The sequence below is a fragment of the Pseudoalteromonas sp. CO325X genome, from assembly GCF_004208955.1.
Lineage (GTDB): Bacteria > Pseudomonadota > Gammaproteobacteria > Enterobacterales > Alteromonadaceae > Pseudoalteromonas > Pseudoalteromonas ruthenica.
This window is the reverse complement of record NZ_SGPG01000014.1, coordinates 273,261-292,614: the sequence shown is the minus strand read 5'-3', so window position 1 is coordinate 292,614 and position 19,354 is coordinate 273,261. Positions and strand designations below refer to the sequence as shown.

The window sequence follows — 19,354 nt, the reverse complement described above, 5'->3', positions numbered from 1 at the left end:
GTATGCTCCTAATGTCCGCCCATGAGCTTATCCACTTCTTTGGGGTCGTTGTGAACGCCAAATTTGTCTACTACGGTTTCGGTGGCTTCGTTCATTCCGATAACACTGACCTCTGCGCCTTCACGGCGATATTTTATGACTACCTTATCTAACGCAGCCACGGCTGTCACATCCCAAAAGTGAGCATGAGTTAAATCAATAATCACTTTGGGGGCCGCTTCTTTAAAGTCAAAAGCAGCAATAAATTGCTCTGCCGAGGCAAAAAAGACTTGGCCTTTGACGGTGTAGGTTACGCTGTGCTGCTGTTCATTATGACTTGTTGTAACCGCCATAAAGCGACCAATGCGATTGGCGAAAAATAGCGTGGCGAGTAACACCCCAACGAGCACACCCAAGGCGAGGTTATGGGTGGCAACGACCACGATAACGGTGCTGATCATCACCACATTAGTCGATAATGGGTGGGTGCGTAAGTCGCGGATAGACGACCACGAGAAAGTACCAATCGACACCATTATCATCACTGCCACCAACGCCGCCATGGGGATTTGTTTTAGCCATTGATCGAGAAACACCACCATGATCAATAAAAAGCTGCCAGCAACAAAAGTAGAAAGTCGACCACGACCGCCGGATTTAACATTAATAATAGATTGCCCAATCATGGCACACCCGGCCATACCGCCGAACAAGCCAGCACCAATATTGGCTATACCTTGGCCTTTACATTCGCGGTTACGATCGCTTGGGGTGTCGGTCAAATCGTCGACGATAGTGGCGGTCATCATCGATTCCAGTAAGCCCACTACGGCAAGACCGACAGAGTAGGGAAAGATAATACTAAGGGTCTCAAGGTTCAAAGGCACATCCGGCCACAAAAATACCGGGAGGGTGTCTGGCAGCTCACCCATATCACCGACAGTGCGAATATCTAGGCCCAGAACCATGGCAACAATGGTCATCGATACGATGCATACCAGTGGCGAGGGGATCACTTTGCCGACCACAGGGACATAGGGGAATAAATAGATAATAGCTAAGCCCGCAGCGGTCATTGCATACACATGCCAGGTGACATTAGTGAGCTCCGGCAGTTGTGCCATAAATATCAATATCGCCAAGGCGTTGACGAAGCCGGTGACCACCGAACGAGAAACGAACCGCATTAGCTCACCGAGGCGCAGCATTCCGGCAATGATTTGCAGCACCCCAGTGAGTAAGGTCGCGGCCAGTAAGTACTCTAAGCCGTGCTCTTTAACGAGTGTGACCATCAGCAGCGCCATGGCACCGGTGGCTGCCGAAATCATCCCCGGACGACCACCAACAAAGGCGATTACCACGGCGATACAAAAAGAGGCGTATAACCCCACCTTAGGGTCGACCCCGGCGATAATGGAAAAAGCAATGGCTTCGGGCACCAGTGCAAGCGCCACCACGATTCCAGCGAGCACATCGCCGCGAATATTAGAAAACCAGTCTTGTTTTACGTGTTCAAACATAAAGATAACCTAACGCGTTACTAGTTGGCGCCCTCGGGTAAGCTAAAAACGCTGAAAAGATAAGCGTCACAGCCTCGATAACATGGCACGAACTATTTTTTGCCCCAATGGGCAATGATTGTGTTATTGAGTGTGTTCGCATACTGCGCGCACAATAAAGGTTGCGGCACTAAGTGTAGTGCACAAAAGGAAGGAAAAAGCCTAGGGCGGCGTAAATGTCACAATAACGCTCCAAATACTTCATTATTTTTTTAGGCTACACGGTTAGCGTATGAAAAACAATCGCCTAGCGATGATGTGCGGACAGTTTTTAGCTGTAATAAGTAGCAATAAATGACTATTTGATAGCCGCTTGGCTTGGTTTTGAATAATCCACTAATAGCTCAACAACGTCGATGGCTTCGTTTTGTTGCAGTTGCATCATCTCAGCGGCTAAATCAATTTTATTTATGGGGGTCAAGCGATAGTTATTCCCAGAGAGGCTGTTTATTTTATATCGAGCGCGCAGCATGTCAGCGGGTAAAGCTTGGCTGGTCACAACAATATCGCCCACTACCGTGCCATATTCACCTGTCGATACGTTGAATACCTTGTTTCCAGCTTGCAAGCGAGGTGTTTGCCAGCGAATCTTATCGCCGTTGTTGTTTAGCGTGTAAACAGCAGGCGTGCTTTTTTGTGCAGTGGCAGAAGTCGGCGTCTGAGGCATGCAACTGGTTAGCAATAGCGCGCTGAGTAGGAGATAAATTGATCGCATTATTACTCCGAATGTGTATTAGTAATATGGTCTACCTTTAAGGTAGCTCCGATATAACCGCGAACGCAAGGTGACTTATGGCTCAATCTCAACAATGCAGTAACTCTTTTAAATTAACGCGAACGGCTTCAAGCGTTGCAGTTACCGCTGCATTGAGCGCTGCTTTATTTGGTATGCCGCTAACGCTGCATAGCGCGCCACAACAGGCTGGCCAAGACCATTACCAAGCGGTGGCCAAGGCCGCAGCGCCGCTGGCCGTGGCGCAACGAAAGCTAGCACAGCAACCAACGGCCAGTGGCCATCAATCTCATTTTGATAACACCCTAAAGCGCGCTACCTTCGTGTGGGGTCAAGCTAAGGCGGCACCTGCCACTTCCCAAGTCACAGATTTAAAAACCCGTGCACACACTCATATGCAACGGCTCAGCGGCATCAGTGCGCTCAAATCATCTCAGGTGGATGTGCGCCTCAATGACTGGCATGACATAGGTACTGGCGCTATCGTGGCGCGTTATCAGCAATTTGTGCAAGGTATTGAAGTATTTAATCGCCGCTACAGCGTTATGCTCAACCGTCAAGGTAGCCTCGTTGCTGGCGCCGGATATTTTGCTGATGTACCGCAAAGCGCGCAGAACTTTACCGCCCTTGGCGCATTTTCGTCTGAGCAGGAGGCAGCGCTTAGGGCTATTGCCGAGCTCAGTGATGTGCCGGTACAACTCGATGCACGCCGTATTCGCCAAGGCTATAACCATTTTGAAGTACGCAGTGCCAGCGACCAGCAACAATTTGACAATGTGCGTGTGAAGGCGGTGTTTTATCCACTTGCCGATGAGTTGAAAGCAGCCCATTACGTTGAAGTGGAACGCAAACGCAGCGACTCACTGGAGAGTGACTACTTTGCTTATGTGATTGCCAGCGACACCGGTAAAGTGCTGTTTAAAAACAATTTGCACAGTCATGCCACTGAGTATAACTACCGAGTTTACGCTGATGTGCAAAGCGGCTACCCCTTAGAGGGGCCGCATGGTGATGTGATCCCCGCCGATGGACCGAACCAAACCGACGAAACCACTATTCTAGCTGCACCGCTTGTTACTCTTGCCTACTACTCGGCGATTTCAACCCAAGACCCATGGCTTGGCGAGAGTGCCACCCGCACCGAGGGTAACAACGTTTTTGCTTATGCAGATATCAATGCTCCCCAAGGTTTTACCTCCGGCGATGTGAGTGCCGAGACGACTTCGGCGTTCACCTTTGACTATCCTATTGATCCCGAATTAGCACCGACTGCTGAAGGCAACGTAAAAGCGGCGGTGGTGAACCTCTTTTACATGAATAACTTTTTGCATGACTTTTTTTACGACTACGGCTTTGATGAGACGGCTGGCGTCGCTCAGCAAAATAATTATGGTCGAGGCGGCGCTGCTGGTGACCCGATAGAGGCGCAGGCGCAAGATTACAGTGGTTTGAATAACGCCAATATGGCCACCCCTGCAGATGGCGCCAGCCCAAGAATGCAAATGTATTTGTATAACTCAAAAGACGCCCAAGTTGGCCAGGATTTTGGTGTTATCGGGCCGACAGGAATAGGCACTTTGAGCTCATCGCAGCGCTCGGCCTTTGGCCCTTTAGAATTTGATATCACTGGCGAGCTTGCGCGCTTTAACGATGGCAACGATGTTGATTCAGGCAGTGTGTTTGATGGATGCGAGGCCGCTGCCGACCCCAGCACCTTGGCGAATAAAATCGCTATTATCGAGCGTGGCAGTTGTAACTTCACGGTGAAGGTTAAAAACGCACAAGATGCTGGTGCATTAGGCGCTATTGTCACTAACAATGTCGATGATGGCACCCCAGCCCCCATGGGCGGTGAGGACGCCACCGTCACCATTGGCAATATGGGCCTTAGCTTCGATGACGGCCAACAGTTGTATAATGCCATGCTGTTGGGCTCGGTCACGGTGCGAATGTTTAATACCAACCCGCTCAAAGATGGCACCTTTGATAACGGTATAATCGCTCATGAATGGGGTCATTACATCAGCAACCGGTTGATTGGCAACGGCTCAGGGCTGGGTAACTTCCAAGGTCGTGCTATGGGTGAGGGCTGGGCAGATTTTCATTCACTCCTGTTTATTGCTAAAGCCAGTGATGCGCAAATTGCCGGTAATAGCGAATTTACCAAGCCTTATGCTACCGGCACCTTTGTAGAGGATTTTTACTTCGGTATTCGTCGTGTTCCTTATACGCCGAATCAAGATATCAACCCACTGAACTTTAGGCATATCACTGAAGGTGCAGGTGGTGACGTTGGTTTACCACCTACCAGTGTCGCCTCACCTCATGCGCCGGGTGAGCTATGGGCGTCTGTGCTGTGGGATAGCTACGTGGCGTTGATTAATGAACATGGCTTTAGCGAGGCCCAACAACGCATGGCGCGCTATCTCGTTGCCGGGTATAAAATGACCCCGGTCTCTCCGCTTTACACCGAAGCACGAGATGCTTTATTAGCGGCCATTGCCGCAGAGGACGTCGACGACTATCGCCTCGCACTGAATGCCTTTGCCAACCGTGGGATGGGGCTGGGTGCGCAATCGCCTGAGCGTTTCAGTACTACTTTAGATGGCGTGGTCGAGTCCTATGAAACACAAGCGTCAGCATTTAGTGCCGAGCAAATAACGCTCGACCCCGAAGGAGTGAGCTTCTGTAGCGCCGATGGTTATCTCGATATCGGTGAAACCGGTACGCTGACGGTGCAAATTAGTAATACCGGAAGTGAAACGCTTAATAACATTCCTGTGCAATTTAGCGTGCTATCGCAGCAAGATGTAACCCTAGGCAATGGCGGTGAGAGTGAAGTGGTGACCATTGAGCCCTTTGCCAGCGCTCAAAGCACGCCCATCAATGTGAGCTTAAATGATGCTGATATTGCCTCGCCTTTGCAGCTTCAGGTTAGCTTCCCCGACGATGGTCAGAGTGTGCAACGTCCCGAACCTATCACCCAGACGTTTACAGTAAATATTGCCTTTGCGGATGCGCCTCTCACCGATGCCAGTCAAAGTGACGACATGGAATTAGCGGCATTGAGTAAAGAGAACTTAGCGCTTTCTTTGCTCAAAGACACGGTGGGTTCTGAGCAAACATTAAGCTTTGATAATTCAGATATCATCGACACCTTTGAACAAGGAGGTGTGCAACTGGGCGAGCAGAGCTTATTTTTACGCAACAATAGCTTCGAGTCCGATGTGGCTCTGACTACGCGAGCGTTTACGGTTGCTGAAGAGCAAGACTTTAGCGTCTCTTTTTGGCACTTCTATGCCCTAGAAGAGTTTTGGGATGGCGCGGTCGTTGAAGTGAACATCAATGATCAAGGTTGGCAAGATGTCACCGAGGCGGGAGGGCAGTTCGCTGTCGGCTATAATGGACAACTCAACCAGAACCCGGCTCAGTCGCTGCAACAGCGTCCTGTGTTTACTGGGCGCAATAGCACCGACAGCGTGTTTGGCAATATGGAAACCATTGATTTTGGCCAGCAACTGGCAGGTGAGCAAGTGCAATTGCGTTTTCGTATCAGCTCCGATGGCAGCGTGCAAGATACCGGTTGGTGGATAGACAATGTCAGTATTGCGGGGATCAGCTCTGAGGTGTTTTATCAGGTTGTACCCGGCGACGTGGAAGGGTGTGATAATCGCCCTCCTGTTATTGCGCAGATACCAGCGCAAAGTGTTGATGAGGGAGAGCAGGTCAGTATCAGCGCTGATGCGCAAGATGCTGACGGTGATACCTTGAGCTATCAATGGCAACAAACTGCTGGGCCTGACGTGACTCTCAGCGCAGCTAACACGGCCACAGTCAGTTTTAATGCACCACAAGTCAGTGCGCAGCAAACCTTGGAATTTACCGTGACGGTGAGCGATGGCGAGCTGATTGCTCAGCAAGATGCGCAGGTGAGTGTCAATAATATCGCCGAGCCAGCTCCTGAACCCGAGCCTCAGCCCACGCCCTCAGACAGTGATGAAGGTGGCAGTGGCTCCATGGGTGGTTGGGCATTATTGCTGCTCGCTATGCTAGGGCTACGGCGACGGCGACAAAAATAAGGGCGCGATTAGCACTTATAAGGCCACCTCAGGGTGGCTTTTTTTGCTTATTCGCATAGAACTTCAGCCTATTTTCCCAACTCAGGGGACTGGTCTAAGCTGCGCTAAGTGTAAATTTTTAGATACGCACGCGTGTAGTAAAGGCTTGTTAGGCAAATAAAAGAATGACGAAAAGTTTTGATATAACGTAATAATCATATGAAATTTAAATGCAGCGTGAACAACAGGAGTGATACGCTTGAATAATATTCAATAACAAAAAATTTACATTGTTGTTTTCGTACCTATATTGATACTTCGAACTAACAAGGAGACCAAGGTAATGAAAACAACAACCCTCAACCCCGTTCAACGAGCTCTGGCCTGCGCTGGGGTGACCGTAGTTATGCTTACTAGTGCAGCAGTGCATGCTCAACAATACCTCGATGGGCCGGGACAAGTGAGCCCTCTTATTGTCGGCGGCAATCCTGCTAACACCGCAGATTGGCCCTTTTTCACTCAGTTATTATCACGTTATGGTAGCTCTCCCTTTTGCGGCGCGAGCTACATCGGAGATGGCTATGTATTAACGGCAGCGCACTGTGTTGATGGCAGCTCAGCTTCCTCGTTGAATGTAAAAGTAGCGGGGTTTAGCAGCGGCGGCAGTGATGGTGATCGTATTGGCGTGTCGCAAGTATACGTACATCCGAACTTCGCCTCAGTGTCAACGGGATACGATGTGGCGCTATTAAAGCTGGCACGTCTTCCAAATCAAGGCCAGGCGGTAACCATGGCACAGGGGTCGATAGGTCAGTACGCTAATAACGGTGACTTACTCACTGTTGCAGGTTTAGGACGCTTAAGTGAAGGTGGCTCGTCACCGAGTACCTTATATGAAGTAGATGTACCGTTGGTGTCCGATAGTGTGTGTCGCCAATCTGGGGGATCTTATAACAATGTCGGCGCAACCCAGTTTTGTGCTGGTTATTCGCAAGGACAAAAAGATGCCTGTCAGGGCGACAGCGGTGGCCCTATTGTGATTAATTCCGGTGGGCAAAGGGTGCAGCTTGGTATCGTAAGTTGGGGGATCGGGTGCGCCAGACCAAACAACTACGGGGTGTACGCTGATGTCGCTGACTTACGCAGTTGGATTGATGGGATAACCGGTGGCTCAGGCACACCGTCAGTGTCTTTATCGTATACAGAAAACGAATCCTTGGGTAATTTTACCTTGGGAGAGACACAACAGCACACTTTCACCATTACCAACACCGGCAGCAGCGCCGTCACTTTCAACACCGTGAGCCTATCAAGCGCTGGTGTGGCATCAACTGTTGTCAAAGCGCTAGATAGCTGCAGCGCTGCAGCATTGCCAGCGAATCAAAGTTGTAGCGTTGGTGTTGAGTTTGGTGCATCAGCTGCCGGGAGTTTGGGTGTAACGCTTGATTTCAGTGTCGAGCAGAGTCCACGCCAATATAGCGCGGCAATTTCGGCTAACGCAGTGGATGGCGGCAGCGTCTGTAAAGGTAATTGGGACGCTAATACCATTTACTATCGTCGCGATCAGGTCACGTACAATGGCTATCGCTATCAGGCACGCTGGTGGACACAAGGAGATGTCCCCTCAGAATCAGGTCCCTGGGGTGTGTGGCGCCGAATCGGCTCTGATCCCGCCTGCCAATAATACGCCCACCAAAAAGGCCATAATCATGGCCTTTTTATATTTTTAAGCACCCTTAAGGTTTACTTAAGATTGGCTCACTAACTTGATTCCATAGCATAAGTAAAACGAGATAGGTTATGGAGTCGATAGCGTTAAACCACCAACAGCGACATGCGCCAGAGTCGCTGAACACGTCAAAAAGACCTCCGTCCACCGGGTATTTTACGGCCACGTTAGAGCACCATCATTATAAGGTGTTATGTACGCGGATCCGTCAAGGCTTTGCCAAGCACTATGATGCGGATATCAACCAATTTATGCCGTTATTGGTGTGTTTGGTGACTACCAAAGAGCGCTATTGTTGTTTCGGCCTACGCAGTGCCAATGAGCCCTTGTTTATAGAGAACTATCTGCCTCGGCCTTTGTCGTCATATCTTAAACAGTGGCAGATAGCGCCGCAGCAATGTGTAGAAATGGGTAACTTAGTGTCGACACACAGCGAGACTACATTATCTCACTTTGTGATCCTTGCTAAGGCGTTGAAACAAGCACATAAAAAAAGCCTACTTTTTTGCGCCACGGCCCACATACGCGCTTTACTATCGCGGATCGGGGCACCGTTTGAGGTCGTGTGCGACGCTCAACCCGAGTGTTTAAGCGATCAGGGGCGATGTTGGGGAAGTTATTACTTTAACCGCCCTCAAGTATGTCGCGTCGATATAGATTCTGTGTGTAAGCACATAGATAACACGCCTAAGTTACAAACACTGGCCAACAGCCTAAGTGAGGAAGTGAACACCCTAGCTTGGCAGGGGAAAATGCTATGAACCACAAGTTATGGCCGTTGCCATCGGGCAGCCACATTAGTGACGAGCATACCACCTTGACAGCTAAACAGCTCGAACTCGCGGTATACCAGCTAGCACAACAGCTAAGCATAATGTCGGCGCGATGTATCGCATTAGAGCTAGATAATGGCGTACCGTGGATGGTATTGGATTTGGCCATGCAGCAAGCAGACGTTGTTGCGTTGCCGCTCCCTGCGTTTTTTACCCCACAACAGCGCCAGCATGCCCTAGATACTGCTCAGCCAGATTATGTGCTCAGCGATTCTTGTCATCAAGGTCAATCACTGTGGGTGGCAGGCACTGAATTGCGACTGACAAAGCTTGAGTATAAGCAGCAAGCTCAGGCCTTTCCTAAAAACACCCAGAAGATCACTTTTACATCGGGCTCTACGGGCAACCCAAAAGGGGTGTGTTTGAGCAACAAACAGCTCATTCAAGTTGCCAATTCGCTCGTACAACGCACGACCCTGACTCGAGCGAAACATTTGTGTTTACTTCCCCTCGCGGTATTGCTTGAAAATGTGGCTGGTATGTATGCACCCTTGTTGACGGGAGGGCAAGTGCATGCGCCAAGTTTAAGAACACTTGGATTCGATGGTATCGAGCTTGTACAACCACAGCGGCTGTTGACCTATATCAGCACCTTTGCACCGCACTCGTTGATCCTTGTTCCAGAATTGCTTAAGGGGTTAGTGCAAGGGGCTGAGAATGGCTGGCACGTGCCTACGTCATTGCAGTTTATCGCTGTGGGTGGGGCCAAAGTCAGTGCCAAACTCATCGCACGCGCAAGGCAATTGGGTCTGCCTGTTTATCAGGGGTATGGCCTTTCTGAGGCCGGCTCGGTGGTGAGCCTTGCAACTGAGGGCTGCAATAACTTACACAGTGTCGGCCGACCACTAGAGCATGTTGAATATCATATTGAAGATGGCGAGTTATGTCTTGTTGCACCTCATTTTTTGGGGTATCTCGGCGAGCCACACTCTACCCAGCAGCACTATCGAACTGGCGATCTCGTGCGCGTGGAAAAGGGTGAGTTATTTATTGTCGGTCGAAAAAGTAACCGCCTTATTTTAGCGAATGGCCGCAATGTTTCCCCTGAGTGGCCGGAGGCTGAACTGTTAAACCAAACTGCAGTTACTCAGGCCGTGGTATTTGGCGAGGCTCAAGCCCACCTTGTGGCGTTGTTGTGGGCGCCTGAAAATGTATCCGACCAGCAATTAAACAGCGCACTAGCGCGTGTCAATAAAGCACTGCCAAGTTATGCGCAAATCATGCGTTACCACCGCCTCGCAACTCCTTTATCTGTGGACGCTGGGCACCTAAGTGCTAACCATCGGCCAAAACGCGCCGCTATCGCGCACGCATTCAGCGATATTTTAAATGATTTATACCAGGAGCAACCCAAAATGACCTTCTTCGAACAGCTAGTGGCTAAAACCGAGGCGCAACGTCAATATTTATTGTCAGCGCCGATTATTAGTGAAGCATTGGCCGGTAAGGTGAGCTTAGATCAGTACGTCGCCTTTTTAACCCAAGCTTATCATCACGTAAAGCACACTGTGCCGTTACTTATGGCCTGTGGTGCACGCGTCCCTGAACACAAGGAGTGGCTACGAGACGCGCTTGCCGAATACATTGAGGAAGAGTTGGGGCACCAAGAATGGATACTCAATGATATTGCTGCTTGCGGCTTTGATAAAGAGCAAGCCCGGGCCAGTAAGCCAGCTATGGCGACAGAGCTGATGGTGAGTTATGCCTACGACACCATAGCGCGAAACAATCCGCTTGGATTTTTTGGCATGGTGCATGTACTGGAAGGAACCTCGATAGCACTTGCAGATTCTGCTGCAAGCGAAATAAAGACGTCATTGGCGCTGCCTCAAAAGGCGTTTACTTATCTCACCTCCCATGGCGCCTTAGACCAAGAACATGTGAAGTTTTTTCAGGGGCTTATGAATCGTATTACTGATACAGATGATCAACATGCGATCATCCATGCGGCGCAGCGCTTTTACCACCTTTATGGGAATATCTTTCACTCTTTGAGCGCCGAGCACGGTCTCGCCAAAATCCGTGACCAGCAGGTGAGCGCATGAGCCAAGCTATCGCCGTACTCAGCGGAGCCACTGGCGGCATCGGCCAAGCCATCGCCAAACGCTTAGCGCAACGTCACTATCGTTTGGTGCTGCTTGGGCGCCAGCAACAGCTGCTTGATTCTTTAATAAGCGAGTTGCCAAGTCCTCAATGTGGTCACCATATCGGGCTCAGTGTCGATTTGGCAATGACCAATGATATTAACCATGTTATTGATTTACTTAGTGGGATTGGTCGTTGTGACTTGCTCATTAACAATGCCGGTGTCAACAGTATGCAGCCCCTACAGACGCTCTCGACTACACAAATCGATAATATGTTGAGCGTCAATATTCGTGCGCCAATGCTGCTGAGTCAAGGGTTATTGGCGGCTTTGAGCCAAGCTCGGGGCACCATTATTAATGTTGGTTCGTCATTCGGCGCCATCGGTTACCCCCTGCAAAGCCATTACTGTGCGAGCAAATTTGCATTACGTGGTTTTAGCGAAGCATTAGCTAGAGAGCTCAGCGACAGCGCGATTACCGTCAAATACTTCGCCCCACGAGCAACACACACGGCGATCAACAGCGACAAAGTGGTGGCGCTTAACACGGCACTCGGTAACGCAATGGATACGCCTGATTATGTGGCCGATGAATTTATACGCTTACTCGACTCTACAGAGCGCCAACGCAGTGTTGGCAAGAAAGAATCATTCTTCGCCAAGGTAAATGCACTATGGCCAACCTTGGTTGATAACGCGCTAGCCAAGCAACTTCCTGTTATTAAAAAGCTAATGAGGTGAGCTATGAAAACATCATTTTTATCTTTGATCTTCACTGTGGCACTGTGCCACTCCCCAGCCTACGCAGATGAACCACCTATCAGTGTCGCTGAGCTGATGAGCCAGTGGGCACACGTTAATTATGAGCTACAAGATGATGACCAAGAGCAGGCTTTTGAAGCGCTGATGGGGACTGCCAAAGATTACACCCACAAGTTTCCACAAGATGCAGAGGGTCATATCTGGGCAGGTATTATTTATTCCAGTTTTGCTGGTGCGAAAGGGGGGCTAGGTGCCCTGGGTTTGGCAAAGCAAGCGAAGCAAGAGTTGGAGTACGCTATCCGTTTAGATGGCAGTGCTTTACAAGGCTCTGCTTACACTAGCCTGGGGACCTTGTATGCGCAAGTACCGGGTTGGCCTATCGGCTTCGGTGACGATGATAAAGCCAAAGAACTGCTACAGAAGTCGCTGCAAATCAACCCTGAAGGCATTGACGTTAATTACTTTTATGCTCAGTTCCTCTATGATGAAAGAGAATATAAAGAAGCCAAAACCTATCTGCTTAAGGCCCAAGCCGCACCACCTCGCTTGGCTCGCCCGCTTGCAGATAAGTATCGGCAGCAGGAAATTAGCACTTTATTAGCTAAAGTTGAGCGTAAATTACGCCGTTAATAGGAGAGAGTTGGGTTGCGGCTGTTGTTAGTTGAAGACGATGCGCTCTTGAATCAAGGGCTGACGCGAACATTAGGCAATGAGGGCTACGCGATGGAGTCGGTATCAGACCTAGCGTCAGCTCGCGCATATATCGCCAGCGACGATATTGACATGGTGATTTTAGATTTAGGCTTGCCCGACGGTGATGGACTCACCTTGATGAGCCAGATAAAAGGGCGCAAAAAGCCGCTGCCGGTGTTGATCTTAACGGCACGAGACAGCTTAGATGATAAGATTAAAGGCCTTGATTTAGGTGCTGATGATTACCTTGTGAAACCCTTTGAAGTGGATGAGCTGCTTGCTCGACTGCGGGTGTTGTCGCGGCGTATCAGTGGCGTCACCTCTAGTTTACTGCATTGTGCTGCACTGCGTCTTGATTTAGCTGCGCATCAAGCCTGGGTTCACGAGCAGCCGCTGTCCTTACCGCGTAAGGAGTATATGTTGCTGAAAGCATTGATGGAAAACCAAGGCCGAGTGTTATCAAAGGAGCAGCTAGAGCAAAAGTTATATCAATGGGGCGAAGAACTCGGCTCAAATGCCATTGAGGTCCATATTCACCATTTGCGTAAAAAGCTGCCAGCTAACATGATCAAAACATTGCGGGGCATTGGCTACGTCCTCGCACGTGAGCCTCAATAAGCGCAGCGATGATGAGTATTCGTGCGAAACTTTTGTTGTTATTGATATCAGTGATGGTTTTGACCTTATTTTTGGCTCTGGTTGAGGGCTACCAACGCAGTTTAGCCCGCGCCGAGACGTTATTTGATTCACATTTGCATACCCAGGCCGAGGTTCTTTTTCACAGTGGCGAGATAGCACCACAGAGTTTACCTAATGTCATTTGGCAACGTTGGCATCAGGGCGATATTGTCGCTGGCTCGACAACTTGGATGACGCAGCCTGAGCAATCAGGCATGAGTACCCTCAATGCACAAGGACAACGCCTGCGAGTGGCAACGTATTGTCAAAACCAACAATGTGTTGCCGTTGCTGAGCCCATCGCTGAGCGTTTTGCGCTCAGTGAGCAGCTGATCATGGCCATGGTGGTGCCTATGTTGTGGGGTATGGCCCTGCTGGCGCTGTTAATTAGTATCGTAGTGAAACGTGCATTGCGGCCTTTATCGCAGTTGTCACAGGAATTGAAAGGGCGGGCCGCTCACGATTTCACCTTGTTGCAGATGCAACCCAATGAGTCGGAAATTAAGCCGGTTGTGCAAACTCTTAATGAGCTTTTGCATCGCACCGAGCAAGCGTATTTGCGAGAACGTTATTTTGCCAGTGATGCCGCACATGAACTGCGCACACCGCTAAGCGCAATGAAAATTAACTTACATAACTTACAGCAGCGCTATGATGACGATGATGCGCAGGCGCTCGTGGAGAGTGTAGAGCGGCTAAACCATTTAGTTGAACAAATGCTCGCGCTGGGGCGCACCTCTTCACACCAGTGGCAGGATAAGCTCGGGCCGCAATCCTTGGCACAGTTATGCCAAGTCTGTATTGCCGAGTTGTATCCGCAAATTGAAAAGAAACAGTTGGATATCAGCTTAAATGGAGAGTGCCGTGACATTCAGGGTGAAACCTTTACCCTTTCAGTGATGATAAAAAACATTATTAGTAACGCCGTGAAGTACACACCTGAAGGGGGTAAAGTGGTGATAGAGCTGCAAGACCTCGGCGCTGAGGTGATACTGAGTGTCAGCGATTCAGGCCCAGGCATTGCTACTGATCTTCGAGAGCGTATTTTTGACCGCTTTTTCCGTGTCGGTGGGGATAGTCACCCAAGCCATATACCAGGAGCAGGGTTAGGGTTGGCTATCGTGCAGCATGTTGTCGGATTATATCAAGGTAAGCTGGCATTGATGAGCAGTCCCTGGGGCGGTCTGCAGGTACAGGTCACTTTGGCTAGGCAGCGAGATACCTTATGCAGCGACTGATTTGGATTGTGTTGCTATTGAGCTTACCCGCTAAGGCCGAGCTCAAAGAGTTTCATCTAACCCTAAAAAACCATTTATTTTATCCCTCACGCCTGGAAATTCCGGCGGGGGAGAAAGTACGGTTATTGGTCAGCAATCACGATGCTACCCCGGAGGAATTTGACAGCTTTGATTTAAATCGTGAAAAAGTGCTCTTCCCCGGACGTGTGAACGTTATTTTCATTGGCCCACTAGCGCCAGGCGAATATGTCTTTTTTGGTGAATTCTCACCGGATACAGCTAGGGGAGTCGTTATCGTCAAAGCGCCTCAGGAGGGACAATGATCAATAGTGTCATCGTGACCATTAACCAGCTGTTGCCGCTTGCTATTATCGGCGTTTTTGCAATTTACTTTGTCGATAAAAAAATTCAAGGCAAACAGTGGGGGGCGCTTGCTTTTTTCGTCACTGTGCCCGCCGCAGCTTATATCGCTGCACTTGAGCAATTGAGTCAAGGGTTTAACTATTTAGGCTTTGAATATTCACAAATATTGTTGATTGTGTTGTTGACCCTAAGTGCTGGCGGGCTGGCTTTTTTTCGTAACTTCATTGCAATGCTGGCGCTGTTTGCTTGCGCTACCTGTTTGTATTTAAGCCACTATGTACCTTGGTTAATGCAGCTGCAACTCAATACCAGTGTGTTGCTGGGGGTTGGCTTAGGGGTGGGCATTGTACTCAGTATGGCGGTGTTGCTCGTGTTTTTACTAGCCTGGTTAGCACAATGGCTAAATGGTTGGCTCTGTGTTGCGCTTTTTGCCTTGCATGTCAGTGGCCAGTTTATTACTTCGCTAGATATCGCCGCTGGCGCTGGGCTTATCACCTTGCCACAACCACTGTTTGATGGTCGTCAGTGGCTTGATGAGCATAGTCCAATAGGGCGACTTTTAAAGATTTTAATCGGGTACGAGGCGATGCCATCTATATTGTCTGTGTGTGTTTATCTTGGCGCTGGAGCTCTCTTGCTACTTGCCGCCTATTGGCAACGAAGGAGAAGTCATGCGTTACCTTAGTGGCTTATTGCTGTTCCTCAGCTTGCCCTGTTGGGCTGATGGTATGGTGGTTGATAAGGTGTATCATCCTTATGTTTTACCCTATGAAAAGGAACTCGAATGGCGTTTAGTGTCGCATCAAAGTGACGCTGGAAATGTGCTGGCGCAGCGCATTGGCGGCGGCGGCGCTATTAGCGAGACTCTCAGTGTGGAGCTTTATGCGGTGGGTGAGCGCGATGACAATGGTGATTTTGGTCTTGCTGCTTATGAAACTGAATTGCGCTGGCAAGTTGTGGAGCAAGGTCGTTATTGGGCTGATTTTGGAGCCCTGTTTGAAGTAGAAAAAAGCCATCGTCAAAATGCCTATGAATTTACCACCGGGCTATTATTTGAAAAAGAATTTGGATCGACCAGCTTAACGCTTAATGCATTTGCGGTTTATGAGTGGGGCGCGGATATAGATAGTGAATGGGAAAGTGAGTTTCGAGGTCAATATCGCTATCGCTGGCGTGCTGCATTTCAACCTGCAATAGAGCTATATAGCGGTGAAGATTTTATTGGCATCGGCCCTGGATTTATCGGTTTGCACCGTTTTGCAGGGCAGCGACAGCTAAAGTGGGAGGCAGGCTTTATTACCGAAGTAGGTCATGGCGGCAAAGACCACAGCGTTCGTTTAGCGCTAGAGTTTGAGTTTTAAATGTGCGACCCGATTATGATTTTGCATTAAGTTGATCGACATGCCATTGTTATCAGTACATTTTCACTCAGTACTGAGTTATTAAACGGGAGCAAAAAATGACAATTAACGCCTATGCTGCGATGGAAGCAGGTAAAGCGCTTGAGCCGTACCAATATGATCCGGGTGAGTTGGCCGCCGATGAAGTTGAAATCGCCGTCGATCACTGTGGTATTTGCCATTCTGATTTATCGATGATCGATAACGAGTGGGGGATGAGTGAATATCCGCTGGTGGGCGGACACGAAGTGATAGGACGCATTGAGAAAGTCGGCCGCGACGTCAATAACCTTGAAGTTGGACAAACGGTAGGCCTAGGTTGGCACAGCGGCTATTGCGGTCATTGCCCGAGCTGTGATGATGGCGACCAAAACCTGTGTGCCAGTGCGCAAGGGACTATTATTGCTCACCACGGTGGCTTTGCCGATAAAGTGCGCGCGCAAAGTAAAAGTGTGATCCCACTGCCTAAGGGGCTTGATGCCAAGGCGGCAGGCCCGTTGTTCTGTGGCGGTATCACTGTTTTCAACCCCTTGGTACAGTTCGATATCAAACCTACCGATAAGGTCGCGGTCATTGGTATTGGTGGTTTGGGCCACTTGGCGCTGCAGTTTTTGAACGCCTGGGGCTGCGAAGTCACCGCTTTTAGTTCCAGTGATAGCAAAGCTAAAGAAGCCAAAGAGTTGGGTGCGCATCACATTATTAACTCGCGTTCGGAGCAGGCCCTAGAAGAGGCCGCAGGGCAGTTCGACTTTATTATTTCCACCGTCAATGTGAAGCTTGACTGGAATGCGTACATCAATACCTTGAAACCCAAAGGCCGTTTGAATTTTGTTGGCGCTACGCTTGAGCCGTTAGACTTAAGCGTGTTTGGTTTGTTAATGGGCCAGCGCAGTGTATCTGCTTCCCCAGTGGGCAGCCCAGGAACCATTGCTAAAATGCTCGATTTTGCTGCGCAGCATAACATTGCTCCACAAATCGAAACCTTTAAGTTTGATGATATCAATGCCGCCCTTGACCATGTTCGCGAAGGCAAGGCGCGTTATCGCGTAGTGCTAACGCGTTAATACATCCTGATACGGATTATATAATTTTTGTTGATACCAAGCCGCTTTTTCGATAGCTGAGAAAGCGGCTTTTATATTGGCCACCAATTGTGGGTCGCTATCGACATGAGCGGCGAGATAGCCATATACACTTAATTGCTCGATATCTCTGACAAAGCGAAGCTCCTTGGCGGGGACATTAAACTGTTTGGCCATAGCACCCAGGTAATTGGGACCATCAATTACTAAATCGACTTTGCCCGAAAGCAGCAGTCGATAGGAATGTTTAATATCAGCGGTTTGTACGGTGCTAAACTGACGATCGGCAAAGAACTTGGCGCTGATATCGCCGCGCTGCACAGCGATACGATAAGGACGAGCGTCGTTCACTTGGCGTAAGTTAATCTCAGAACGTGAAGCCAAGGTAACAAAACCCAAGCGGAAATACGCCACTTTGCCTAACCATTGGAATTTATCGAGTCTGTCGGGGGTTTTGGCAACACTGTAAAGTAAGGTGTTAGGCTTTTTTTGCGCCAAGTGAAAAGCGCGTGCCCAAGGGTACATATTGATAGTGGCATCAACATTGGCTTTAGAGAGCACATGGCGGACTATATCGGTGCTGCTACCGCCAATTTGACCGTTGATCACTAATTGGTTGGGCGGGCTCAGCTCTGTGACCACTTCAATAGGCTGTGCAGCAATGCTCGTGGTCGATAGTAAAATCGTTACCCACAGTGTAAATCGAGCTAAAAACAAAGCCATAAAGCGATAAACCAAAGACACAACACTTGTTTTTAGAATAGATAAGTTCACAGTGAATTGCGATGATTTTTTGCCCTAAACGATAAAAGGGCCTTGCGGCCCTTTGGTGAAGTATCGTTCAAGTTAGCTATTGCCTTAACCCCTTAAAACAATAACCTAGGCCGAGGAGGCCCTGTTTTGCAACTGTGGCTTCTCTTTGTTTCTAAGCAATAGAGAGGAAAAACCCAGCAATTGCGGCGCTCATGAGGTTGGCCATAGATCCTGCCAACACTGCTCTGAGCCCTAGGCGTGCGATATCCTTTCGCCGGCTTGGCGCCATACCGCCAATCCCACCTAGTAAAATGGCTATCGAAGACAAGTTAGCAAAACCACACAGCGCAAAAGTAACAATGGCTTGAGTGTGTTCACTTAACTGGTCGCGATAATTTATAAAGTCTAAATAAGCTACAAACTCATTGACGACTAATTTCTGGCCGATAAAACTACCGGCAATAATGGCTTCGTCCCACGGTACACCTAATAACCAGGCCACCGGTGCGAAAACATACCCGAGAATTTCTTGTAGCGTGAGCTGTGGGTAATCAAACCAACCACCAAACCAACCCAATACGCCATTAAGCAATGCAATCAGGGCCACAAATGCAAGCAACATAGCGCCTACATTCAAAGCAAGCTGCATCCCGCTTGATGCACCTGATGCGGCCGCATCGATAACATTCACAGGCTGCTCGTGGTCACCGTCCAACTCGGCTAAATCTTCTTTCGGGGTTTCTGTCTCTGGCACAATCATTTTTGCCATAAGGAAACCACCTGGCGCCGCCATAAAGCTTGCAGCAATCAAATACTGTAAATCGACGCCAATTTTTACGTATCCGGCCATCACTGAGCCTGCTACCGTCGCCAATCCACCGACCATCACCGCAAACAACTCCGACTTAGTCATAGAGGCAATAAACGGCTTGACGATAAGCGGCGCTTCGGTTTGACCAACAAAGATGTTTGCCGTTGCCGAGAGCGACTCTGGGCGCGAGGTTTTTAATAACCGTTGCAGTGCCCCACCGAGAATTTTAATGACCCAGTCCATCACCCCGAGGTAGTACAATACCGCCACCAAGGAGGAGAAAAAGACAATGACCGGCAACACTTGAAAGGCAAACAAAAAGCCCAGTGTTTTTTCCGAGGCCAACGGCCCAAACAAAAACGTAATGCCGTCGGTGGCGTAGCTAATCACTTGCGCGACCGCCGCCGACATTTTAGCGAGTATGTTTTTGCCAAATTCAAAAAATAATACAAAGCCACCGATGATGACTTGTAATAAAAAGGCAATACCAACCGTACGCAGGTTTATTGCTTTACGGTTCGTTGAAGCGCCGAAAGCGATGGCGAGTAGGGCTAGCATACCCACCAAGCTCATTAATGTTGTCATGCCCGATGTTCC

General features: G+C 49.3%; 16 protein-coding genes and 1 pseudogene. 13 read left to right on the top strand and 4 right to left on the bottom strand.

Annotated elements, in window-relative coordinates; translation table 11 throughout:
* Positions 1 to 8: 8 nt before the first annotated feature.
* Positions 9 to 1,499 (bottom strand): SulP family inorganic anion transporter, encoded by a 1,491-nt coding sequence (locus EXT46_RS06690; protein WP_130146136.1) that lies wholly within the window; start codon positions 1,497 to 1,499, stop codon positions 9 to 11.
* A gap of 337 nt (positions 1,500 to 1,836) precedes the next feature.
* A complete protein-coding gene (locus EXT46_RS06685; RefSeq protein ID WP_130146134.1) occupies positions 1,837 to 2,253 on the bottom strand; it encodes a hypothetical protein in 417 nt (138 codons plus the stop codon).
* Between the two features lie 77 nt (positions 2,254 to 2,330).
* Between EXT46_RS06685 and EXT46_RS06680 the strand changes: the two genes are divergently transcribed.
* From EXT46_RS06680 to EXT46_RS06625, 13 genes and pseudogenes are all read left to right on the top strand, one after another.
* Positions 2,331 to 6,350 carry a rhombosortase-dependent M36 family metallopeptidase gene (locus EXT46_RS06680; protein ID WP_130146132.1) on the top strand — a complete coding sequence of 1,340 codons (4,020 nt, stop codon included), beginning with the start codon at positions 2,331 to 2,333 and terminating at the stop codon, positions 6,348 to 6,350.
* A 322-nt stretch (positions 6,351 to 6,672) separates the two neighbouring features.
* Positions 6,673 to 8,013, top strand: coding sequence for a trypsin-like serine protease (locus tag EXT46_RS06675; RefSeq protein WP_130146130.1), 1,341 nt, complete (start codon positions 6,673 to 6,675; stop codon positions 8,011 to 8,013).
* Positions 8,014 to 8,129: 116 nt separating this feature from the next.
* Complete coding sequence (locus tag EXT46_RS06670; protein ID WP_130146128.1) at positions 8,130 to 8,819, top strand: thermostable hemolysin; 690 nt, start codon at positions 8,130 to 8,132, stop codon at positions 8,817 to 8,819.
* A pseudogene (locus tag EXT46_RS18995) lies at positions 8,816 to 9,781 on the top strand (AMP-binding protein); the annotation flags it as partial. The gene EXT46_RS06670 and the pseudogene EXT46_RS18995, both read left to right, overlap by 4 nt.
* Before the next feature lie 465 nt (positions 9,782 to 10,246).
* On the top strand, positions 10,247 to 10,936 hold the full coding sequence (locus EXT46_RS18990) for an iron-containing redox enzyme family protein (RefSeq protein ID WP_239408479.1): 690 nt from the start codon (positions 10,247 to 10,249) through the stop codon (positions 10,934 to 10,936).
* Positions 10,933 to 11,718 (top strand): SDR family oxidoreductase, encoded by a 786-nt coding sequence (locus EXT46_RS06660; protein WP_130146124.1) that lies wholly within the window; start codon positions 10,933 to 10,935, stop codon positions 11,716 to 11,718. Before EXT46_RS18990 ends, EXT46_RS06660 begins: the two co-directional genes overlap by 4 nt.
* 3 nt (positions 11,719 to 11,721) lie before the next feature.
* Positions 11,722 to 12,369 carry a tetratricopeptide repeat protein gene (locus tag EXT46_RS06655; protein WP_022944782.1) on the top strand — a complete coding sequence of 216 codons (648 nt, stop codon included), beginning with the start codon at positions 11,722 to 11,724 and terminating at the stop codon, positions 12,367 to 12,369.
* 15 nt (positions 12,370 to 12,384) lie between these two features.
* The gene (locus EXT46_RS06650) at positions 12,385 to 13,050 is read left to right on the top strand and encodes a response regulator (RefSeq protein WP_130146122.1); all 666 of its coding nucleotides are present in this window, start codon (positions 12,385 to 12,387) and stop codon (positions 13,048 to 13,050) included.
* Between the two features lie 8 nt (positions 13,051 to 13,058).
* Positions 13,059 to 14,348 (top strand): ATP-binding protein, encoded by a 1,290-nt coding sequence (locus EXT46_RS06645; RefSeq protein ID WP_130146120.1) that lies wholly within the window; start codon positions 13,059 to 13,061, stop codon positions 14,346 to 14,348.
* The gene (locus EXT46_RS06640; RefSeq protein WP_130146118.1) at positions 14,336 to 14,671 is read left to right on the top strand and encodes a cupredoxin domain-containing protein; all 336 of its coding nucleotides are present in this window, start codon (positions 14,336 to 14,338) and stop codon (positions 14,669 to 14,671) included. The genes EXT46_RS06645 and EXT46_RS06640 overlap by 13 nt, the downstream gene beginning before the upstream one ends.
* On the top strand, positions 14,668 to 15,396 hold the full coding sequence (locus EXT46_RS06635; RefSeq protein WP_130146116.1) for a hypothetical protein: 729 nt from the start codon (positions 14,668 to 14,670) through the stop codon (positions 15,394 to 15,396). The genes EXT46_RS06640 and EXT46_RS06635 overlap by 4 nt, the downstream gene beginning before the upstream one ends.
* Positions 15,383 to 16,072 carry a hypothetical protein gene (locus EXT46_RS06630; protein ID WP_130146114.1) on the top strand — a complete coding sequence of 230 codons (690 nt, stop codon included), beginning with the start codon at positions 15,383 to 15,385 and terminating at the stop codon, positions 16,070 to 16,072. The genes EXT46_RS06635 and EXT46_RS06630 overlap by 14 nt, the downstream gene beginning before the upstream one ends.
* Before the next feature lie 98 nt (positions 16,073 to 16,170).
* Positions 16,171 to 17,175, top strand: a complete 1,005-nt coding sequence (locus EXT46_RS06625; protein ID WP_130146112.1) for an NAD(P)-dependent alcohol dehydrogenase — start codon at positions 16,171 to 16,173, stop codon at positions 17,173 to 17,175.
* Here the strand turns inward: EXT46_RS06625 and EXT46_RS06620 are convergent.
* The gene (locus EXT46_RS06620) at positions 17,164 to 17,916 is read right to left on the bottom strand and encodes a transporter substrate-binding domain-containing protein (protein ID WP_130146109.1); all 753 of its coding nucleotides are present in this window, start codon (positions 17,914 to 17,916) and stop codon (positions 17,164 to 17,166) included. The genes EXT46_RS06625 and EXT46_RS06620 overlap by 12 nt on opposite strands.
* A gap of 202 nt (positions 17,917 to 18,118) precedes the next feature.
* Positions 18,119 to 19,342, bottom strand: a complete 1,224-nt coding sequence (locus EXT46_RS06615; RefSeq protein ID WP_022944790.1) for a NupC/NupG family nucleoside CNT transporter — start codon at positions 19,340 to 19,342, stop codon at positions 18,119 to 18,121.
* Positions 19,343 to 19,354 lie beyond the last annotated feature (12 nt).